At 69.3% G+C, this 8,223-nt stretch carries 5 protein-coding genes; all 5 read left to right on the top strand.

Translation table 11 applies throughout. The features are described from left to right. Window positions 1-225 precede the first annotated feature (225 nt). The 5 genes from RM445_RS11900 (at window position 226) to RM445_RS11920 (ending at window position 7,819) form a co-directional block, all read left to right on the top strand. Window positions 226-414: a hypothetical protein gene (locus RM445_RS11900; protein WP_311556244.1), complete on the top strand. Its 189-nt coding sequence runs from the start codon at window positions 226-228 to the stop codon at window positions 412-414. Then, window positions 411-2,723 (top strand): heavy metal translocating P-type ATPase, encoded by a 2,313-nt coding sequence (locus RM445_RS11905; protein WP_449619178.1) that lies wholly within the window; start codon window positions 411-413, stop codon window positions 2,721-2,723. Before RM445_RS11900 ends, RM445_RS11905 begins: the two co-directional genes overlap by 4 nt. 774 nt (window positions 2,724-3,497) lie before the next feature. Beyond that, the gene (locus tag RM445_RS11910) at window positions 3,498-4,667 is read left to right on the top strand and encodes an ATP-binding protein (protein ID WP_311556245.1); all 1,170 of its coding nucleotides are present in this window, start codon (window positions 3,498-3,500) and stop codon (window positions 4,665-4,667) included. Window positions 4,668-4,823: 156 nt separating this feature from the next. Next, the gene (locus tag RM445_RS11915; RefSeq protein WP_311556246.1) at window positions 4,824-5,633 is read left to right on the top strand and encodes an MEDS domain-containing protein; all 810 of its coding nucleotides are present in this window, start codon (window positions 4,824-4,826) and stop codon (window positions 5,631-5,633) included. Between the two features lie 935 nt (window positions 5,634-6,568). Then, on the top strand, window positions 6,569-7,819 hold the full coding sequence (locus tag RM445_RS11920; RefSeq protein WP_311556247.1) for a TerC family protein: 1,251 nt from the start codon (window positions 6,569-6,571) through the stop codon (window positions 7,817-7,819). Window positions 7,820-8,223: the final 404 nt, after the last annotated feature.

The following is an 8,223-nucleotide window of genomic DNA, read 5'->3' on the forward strand; positions in this document are numbered from 1 at the left end:
GCGGTCGAATCGGACGACGACCGACCCGTGATCGCCGATGATCGTGTACCTGAGAGCGGATGGGCGGCGTTCGGCGTAATCCGTGCATGTGTTCGGGCGAGCGATACTCCGCTCGGCGCATCTGCCCGTCTGCCGGACCGAGAACCGGCTCAGCCTTGCCAACCGTTCCTGCGGCGGCATCTAGCGTCCCGACGTCCGGGCAGCAGGTCGATGACGGAGGTGGCGGTGGAGGTCGCGACACGGCTCGCTCTGTATCTCGGCTGTCTGGTCGTCGCGCTCGTGGCCGGGTGGGCTCTCGGCCAGATGGCCGTGCTCGTCGACCCCCAGATGTCCGTTCCGGGGACCGCCCCTTTCCACGAGCACGTAGTCGGGGCCGGCCACGCGGTCACGGTGCGCGAGGCCGGCGCTCCGTGACCGCCGCGTCGCTCGGCCCGCAGGCACCGCCGCAGTCGTCCGTTGAACTGCTCGTCGGCGGCATGACCTGCGGGGCCTGCGCCAACCGGGTCGAGCGCAAGCTGAACAAGATCGACGGCGTGTCGGCGACCGTGAACTACGCGACGGAGAAGGCCTCGGTCGGCTTCTCCGATCCGGTGACCGTCGACGACGTGATCGCCGCCGTCGAGCGGGCCGGCTACACCGCGACGCTGCCCGCGCCACCGCCGTCGCCGGTCGAGCCGGACCAGGACGGCGCCGTTCCGGACCCCGCACTCGCCGCGTTGCGCACCCGGCTGCTGGTCTGTCTGACGCTCACGGTCCCGGTTGTCGCCATGGCGATGGTTCCGGCGCTCCAGTTCACCTCGTGGCAGTGGGCGTCACTGACGCTCGCCGCGCCGGTGGCGGTGTGGGGCGCGCTGCCGTTCCACCGCGCCGCGTGGTCCAACCTGCGACACGGCGTCGCCACGATGGACACCCTCGTGTCGATCGGGACGCTCGCCGCCTTCGGCTGGTCGCTCTACGCCCTGTTCCTCGGTGACGCCGGTGCACCGGGCCTGCAGCATCCCTTCGCCCTCACCCTCGACGGGACGCACGGCTCCGCGCACCTCTACCTGGAGGTCGCCGCGGGCGTCACGACCTTCGTGCTGGCCGGCCGCTACGCCGAGACCCGCGCGCGGCGGCGATCCGGTGCCGCGCTGCAGACCCTGCTCGGGCTGGCGGCGACGGACGCCTCGGTCCTCCGGCACGGCCGCGAGGTCCGGATGCCGGTCGACCGGCTGGTGGTCGGCGACCGGTTCGTCGTGCGGCCGGGCGACAAGGTGGCCACCGACGGTGTCGTCGTCGAGGGCGCCTCGGCGATCGACGCGAGCATGCTGACCGGCGAAGCGGTGCCGGCCGAGGTGGCCGAGGGCGACGCCGTCACCGGTGGCTGCGTCAACGTCGGAGGCCGGCTCGTCGTCGAGGCCACGCGGGTCGGCGCCGAGACCCGGCTCGCGCAGATCGCGGCTCTGGTCGAGCAGGCACAGACGGGAAAAGCCGCCGTACAGCGTCTCGCCGACCGGGTCGCGGGCGTCTTCGTACCGGTCGTCCTCGTGCTCGCCGTCGGGACCTTCGGTTTCTGGCTCGGGGTCGGCGCATTCGCCGCGACGGCGTTCACCGCCGCGACCGCCGTCCTGATCGTCGCGTGCCCGTGCGCGCTGGGGCTCGCCACGCCGACGGCCCTCCTGGTCGGCACCGGACGCGGCGCGCAGCTGGGCATCGTCATCAAGGGCCCGGAGGTGCTGGAGTCGACGCGGCGGATCGACACCGTGCTGCTCGACAAGACCGGCACCGTGACCACCGGCGAGATGACGGTCGTGGACATCGTCGCCGCGCCCGGTGAAGACGTCGACGAGGTCCTCGCCGTCGCCGGCGGGCTGCAGAGCGCGTCGTCGCACCCGATCGCCAGGGCCGTCGTGCGCCGGGCGGAACAACGTCTCGCCGAACGGGGCCGCCCTGAACAGGACCACGGCGGGCTCCCTGCCGTCACCGGCTTCGCCGCGCTGGACGGGCTCGGCGTGCGCGGGACCGTCGAGGGCCGCGACGCCGTGATCGGCCGCCGCCTGCTGCTCTCGCGGCACGACATCGCCCTGCCCGACGACCTGGGAGCCGCCCTCGGCGCAGCCGAGCGGGACGGCGGAACAGGGGTCGTCGTCGCATGGTCGGGCCGGGCGCGAGCGGTCCTCGTCCTCGCCGACACCGTCCGGCCCACCAGCCGGGCCGCCGTCGACGCGCTGCGCCGGCTGGGCGTCGAACCAATCCTGCTCACCGGCGACGGCCGCGGAGCCGCGGAGGCCGTGGCCCACCAGGTCGGGATCACGATGCTGTCCGCCGACGCCCTTCCCGACGACAAGGTCTCGCTCGTCCGCAGCCTGCAGGCCGACGGCCGAGTGGTCGCCGTGGTCGGCGACGGCGTCAACGACGCCGCGGCGCTGGCTCAGGCCGACCTCGGCATCGCCATGGGAACCGGGACCGACGCCGCCATCCACGCCTCCGACCTGACCCTCGTCCGCGCCGACCTGCGTGCGGCCGCCGACGCCATCCGCCTCTCCCGCCGGACCCTCGGTGTCGTCAGGGCCAACCTGTTCTGGGCCTTCGCCTACAACTGCCTCGCTCTCCCGGTCGCCGCGGCGGGCCTGCTCAACCCCATGGTCGCCGGCGCGGCGATGGCCCTGAGCTCGGTCTTCGTCGTCTCGAACAGCCTGCGTCTGCGGCGCTTCGCGGCCCTGCCGGAAACCGCGTCCGGCTGATCCGATGATCGGGTCCACGCACCGGCTCGTGCGGGCCGGCTCAGCGCAGCGCGAGGAGTACAAAGGCGCCGAACGTGGCGGCTGCGGCGATAACATCAGCAACTGGTCCACCGCGTACCGCGAGAGCGGCCACGTGCGCCGCTGCGATGCCGACCAGCGCGCCGCACCCGACGCATCGCTCGCGGCGGCCCGCGACCCGGCAACAACGGCGCACTTTCCCGACCATCAGTTGATCTTCTCAAACACGTTCTCAGCCCCGAGGCCGTGGCGGCATCAAGGACAAGAGGATCGAGTTCACCGTCGCTCAGCAACAGTCCTACCTGCAGGGCTACGGGGGCGTCGACTCGCTGTGGCTGCAGCTGAGCACGGCGACGAGATGCACGAAGCGTCGATCGGCAGTGTCCAAGGAGACGGGCGCGCACTGCTCGTCGAGGTCCCGGGAGTGTCGGGCGATCACGTCCGCTGCCCGGCCTCCGGGTCCGCGGTAACGGCGGTGCCCTACCTCACTCGGAACCCGATATCTCGGAGCGTCGAGGGGTACGGTGCGTACAGGTTCGGTCCAGGTTGCCCTCGGTGGGTTGGGCTGCTCGATCACATACCGGTAGCTGCCAGAGGAGAAGGACAACGGCACCGTCGGGTGGAGTACGACGTTCTGTTGGCACGGCCTGAATGACATCAACTGGAGGCTCTTCGCATATGTCGCGCTCCACCGGCTCCAATGATCTTGACTGGATCGAGGCTGGTCGAACCTCACAGCGGAGCGAGGTCTCCGGGATGGTCGACCCGTACGCGCAGGCGCACATCGCGGTTACGGCGGAGGGTGCGGGGATCCGAGTGGTCCGCGTGACCGGCGACTTGGGCTCGGGCAGCATGGCTTCCCTCGACGAGATCCTCGTGAACCAGATCAGCGCGCGGCTGGCCGGGCTCGTGGTCGACCTTTCTACGTCGTCGTTCGTCGGCGTACGCGGCGTCGCCGCGCTGGTGTATGCGGCCGAGCGCGCTCGTCAGCGTGGGCTGGCCCTCTCCGTAGTGATCGGCGAGCACGCCGAGATCACCCGCGTGCTGTCCCGGGTCTGCCGCGAGGACGCGTTGCTCGTCCACACCTCACTCAATAGCAGTCTGCACGCCTGTCGCGGCCTCTTGCCCGAGTGTGACACCGCGACGACATCCCTCACCGGATCGAGCCGATCAGGCGGTGACGTATCCGCGGGCAAGACGCTGACGATCGCGCTGCACCGTCAACCGGACCACGCCACGGTGACGCTGAGCGGCGAGCTGACCAGGGCCGGCGTCGGCGCGATCAGCCAGACCCTGGCGGAGTTGCTCCTCGATGTCGGACGGGTCATCGTCGACCTCGAGGGCCTTCAGATCGGCTGGCTTCCGGCGCTGCAAGTGTTCCCTTCGACTCTTGCCGCGGCCGGAGGCTGGCCATTCGCCCGACTGACCCTCTGCGGGGCCTCGCCGGAGGTCACCGAACTGCTTCATGCACTCGACGTCCCGGACACGGTGCCGCTGACAGCCGACCCTGCGGCCGCACTGGCCCGGCTGGAAACGAGACCCGCCGCAACCTCGCGATACCACCTCCTCGACCCCCACCTGGCTTCGCCGCGGCGGGCCCGAGCACTGTTCCGCAGAGCATGCATGGATTGGGCATTGGGCAACGCCTACGACCACGCTGCGCTGGTTGTGAACGAACTGGTCACGAACGCCGTTCGCCACGCTCGTACGTCGTGCCGGCTCGACATCCGGCTCGATGCCCGCGGCCTGCGCGTCGCGGTGCGGGACCAAGGTCCCGTTCACGCCGCTCTCATCGACGACACCGGCCACACGCCGCGGTGCGGCACCGGACTCCACCTCGTCGCGGCGCTGAGCCATCGATGGGGAGTCGAGCAGCACGTCGACGGCAAGACCGTGTGGGTCGAACTCGTACCTCGTCCGGCCTGACGAAGCTCGCCTGCTCGTCGCACTGCTCACCCGCCGGGGGTCTGTCAAAAGATCCTTTTTACAGTCCCCCGGCCCGGAGGCAGGCTTGTCTGCGTGTCGGAAGGCGGAGGTACTGTCACGGCTGCGCGGGTCTTCCGACACGAGTGGACGGTCGTGATGCACCGCTTGCTGGTGCCCGCCTCGTCATGGCGGGACTGCTCTGCGGTCGCTGCCTGGATCGCTGAGGCGGTCGGTCGTGGGGAGAAAGTGCTGTACAAGCACGCACCCAGCGAGGACGCGGCGACCATGCTCGCGCGCTCACTGCCGACCGTAGGCGTGGATCCCGCCGTTCTGGCGTCGGGGCAGGTGCAGCTGGCCGACGCAGCCGAGCTTCACATCGAGACCGGCGGCCTCCACGAGGCGCTGTGCGCGCTGCACGAGCAGCAATTGGATCAAGCAAACCGGGGAGGATTCACCGGACTGGCGATGACCGGCGACGCGGCCGCGATGCACAGCATCACCCGCGACGAAGGAGAGCTGGCAAGGTATGAACGCGCCCTCGAGCGGCTGGCGGCCGACGCGGGAGTGCGTTCACTGTGCCGGTACGCACTGCACGAGCACCCGGGCCTGCTGGACGACATGCTGGCGGTGCACTACCGCGATGTGACAGATGACGTGTGGTCCGCCGGGGTGGTCGACCAACGGCTGCGGATCAGGGGGGAGTTGGACTTCAGCAACGCCGTCCGACTCACTTCCGTGATGCACGCCGCCTTCCGCGCCGGGGTTCGCATAGTGGACGTCTCAGAGCTGCTGTTCTGCGACGTCGCCGGCGTCCGCACGCTTGTCGCAGCCGCCGACGCGCTGCCACCTGAGACGATGCCGCTGACTCTGACCGGCGTCAACGGGGTGCTGGCCACCATGCTCGAACTGGCGGGTGGGCTAGACCCCGCTGTGCTGCAGGTGACCGAACGAGACCCAGACGCATGACCAAGAGCAACCAACCACGGCATGCCGCCGGCCGTACGTTCCTCGTGCTGCCGGAGCAAGCCACCACGCTCCGCGTCGTCATTCCTCCGGCGATGCCTCTGCGGCCGGTCCACAGATGCTTCGCCTCCTGCTGCGCTGGTTGCTCCCGACGCCCCGTTCGAGCGCTCAGCCGCCGGCGGCCCTGCAACCACACCCGCAGCATCGCCACCGGCAGGAGCGCGGACACGCCGACGCCGAGCAGCAGAAGCAGGACGTCCATCACCGGCCACCCCGCGGTCGCGATGCGACCCCGGCTCGGGTCCTGCGGGTCGTAGAGCACCGGCACCACCGCGCCGCCGTCGATGCCGTCCGGCGGAACGCCAGGGGGTCAGATTTCAGGATCCGGCGACACCAGGAGACGCCGAACGCATGACCACCAAAGTTGCCCGGTCACCTCGCCACCCTCCGGGCCCTGCTCTCCCCCTGGGAATGCTCGAGGAGCCGGGCCAGTAATGATGAACAGCCTGGCCTGCCGGGCTCTCCAGGAGTCGTTGACCAGGCCGTTCAGGGTGATGGGCAAGACTGGGATTGAACCAGCGACCTGTTCCTTGTCAAGGCCGATGCGCCATCGCGGGTGCTGATGTCTGGTGTCGTCGCGTGCTGCCTGACCGGCGCGTTCGTGCTCGTGCGGCTTGGGGCTGTGTCGAGCGGTGTGCTCCGGATTCGCTCCGCCTTGCCCCACGCGAGGTCGCGTCCCGCCTGGCATGCCGCGACAGGGGGGGTCGCCCTGACTGCGCGACGGCCCGCGGTTCTATGAGCACCCAGGGCCGAGATACCCCTAGCCTGTCTCGAAACCCCGACCAAGGCGGGCCGCCTCCGCCGTGCTGAGGCGCCGCGGCAGTCGGGTGTCAAGCTTGATGGGGTAGCCGCCGGCTCAAGGTGTGGAGGAGTACCTCATGGAGGTGACCCCGCTGGTCTGGGGCCTGACTATCGCAGCGATCGGCGGGCTCCTGCTGTTCGACTTCGTCTTCCACGTCCGCAAGGCTCATGTCCCGACGCTGCGTGAGGCTGCGATCTGGTCGGGCCTCTACGTCGGCCTGGCGCTACTCTTCGGCGTCGGTGTCCTGGTCTTGGGTGGCGCTCAGGCCGGGTCGGAGTACTTCGCGGGCTACGTCACCGAGAAGGCGCTTTCGGTCGACAACCTGTTCGTCTTCCTCATCATCATGACCAGTTTCCGGGTGCCACGCGAAGATCAGCAGAAGGTCCTGCTGTTCGGCATTGTGTTCTCGCTCATTGCCCGAACCGGGTTCATTTTCCTCGGCGCCGCGCTCATCAACTCCTTCGCCTGGGTCTTCTACCTGTTCGGACTGATTCTGTTGATCACCGCCGGCAACATGCTCAAGCCTGAGGGTGAGGAGTCCCACTCCGCCGACAACGTCATCATTCGGCTCGCCCGCAAGGTGTTCCACACCGCGCCTCACTACGACGGCGACAAGCTGTTCACCGTGCACGGGGGCAAGCGGGCGATGACTCCGATGCTGCTGGTGATGGTGGCAATCGGGGGCACCGACGTCCTCTTCGCTCTCGACTCGATCCCAGCGATCTTCGGGTTGACCCAGAGCACCTTCATCGTCTTCACCGCCACCGCATTCTCCCTGCTCGGCCTGCGGCAGCTCTTCTTCCTCATCGACGGGCTGCTGGACCGCCTCATCTACCTCTCCTACGGCCTCGCCGCCATTCTCGGATTCATCGGCGTCAAGCTCATCCTCCATGCGCTGCACGAGAACACCGTCCCGTTCATCAACGATGGTGAGCCCGTCCCGGTGGTCGAGATCAGCACCGGGCTCTCCCTGAGCGTGATCCTCGGGGTCCTCGTTGTGACCGTCTCCGCATCCCTGCTCAGCCCCGCGGGTAGGGCCCAAAACGCGATCGCCAACGCACGTCGTCACGCCGCGTCGTACCTGGACTCGGAGTACACCGCCGACCCGGCCGAACGCGAACGCATCTTCCGACTACTGCTCACCGAGCGCGACCAGATCGTGGCTCTCGGGCCGAAGTACCGGCAGAAGGTCCGCGACGAACCAGCCCTCATCGCGCTCCTCGAACGCGCGCGCGACAGCCACGACGCCGCGGCCGCCCGTGGTGAGGCCGCACCGACCGGGGCGCCGAAGATACTGGACCGCGACGACGGCCCAGCCACGGCGTGAGATTTAGTGCGTTCGCCCGGTTCCCCACCCCCGAATCCTTGGCCTCCCTGGCCGGCCTCACCCCCTCGACCCGCAGTCCGGCAAGGTCAATGTCACTGCATTCCGGTGGGCCGCGGACAAGCAGCTGCGCAACGCGGTCTACGACTTCGCCGCCGCCTCCCGCCACGGCAACCCCTGGGCCGCCGACCTCACCTCGCGCTCACTTCGCCCGCCACTGGCGAGTGAGCGCAGTGCTGACCTAACTCCGCGACCTTCGATGACCGACAGCGTCGCGACCGGGACTGTCCGATCTTCGGTGTAAGTGCTGATCCGGCCTGACACGCCGAGCCGTTGGGCTTGGCGGGAAGCAGGCAGCATGACCGACACGATCGGGCCCGTGGACGGGCTCAATGAGGACGACAAGC

Origin of the sequence: Pseudonocardia charpentierae (genome assembly GCF_031845345.1) — a bacterium.
Classification (GTDB): Bacteria; Actinomycetota; Actinomycetes; order Mycobacteriales; family Pseudonocardiaceae; genus Pseudonocardia; species Pseudonocardia charpentierae.

Bases quoted from the DNA above. Each gene is read 5' to 3' on its own strand.
- RM445_RS11910 (WP_311556245.1), top strand. From the start codon at position 3,498: ATGGTCGACCCGTACGCGCAGGCGCACATCGCGGTTACGGCGGAGGGT.
- RM445_RS11920 (WP_311556247.1), top strand. From the start codon at position 6,569: ATGGAGGTGACCCCGCTGGTCTGGGGCCTGACTATCGCAGCGATCGGC.
- RM445_RS11915 (WP_311556246.1), top strand. From the start codon at position 4,824: ATGCACCGCTTGCTGGTGCCCGCCTCGTCATGGCGGGACTGCTCTGCG.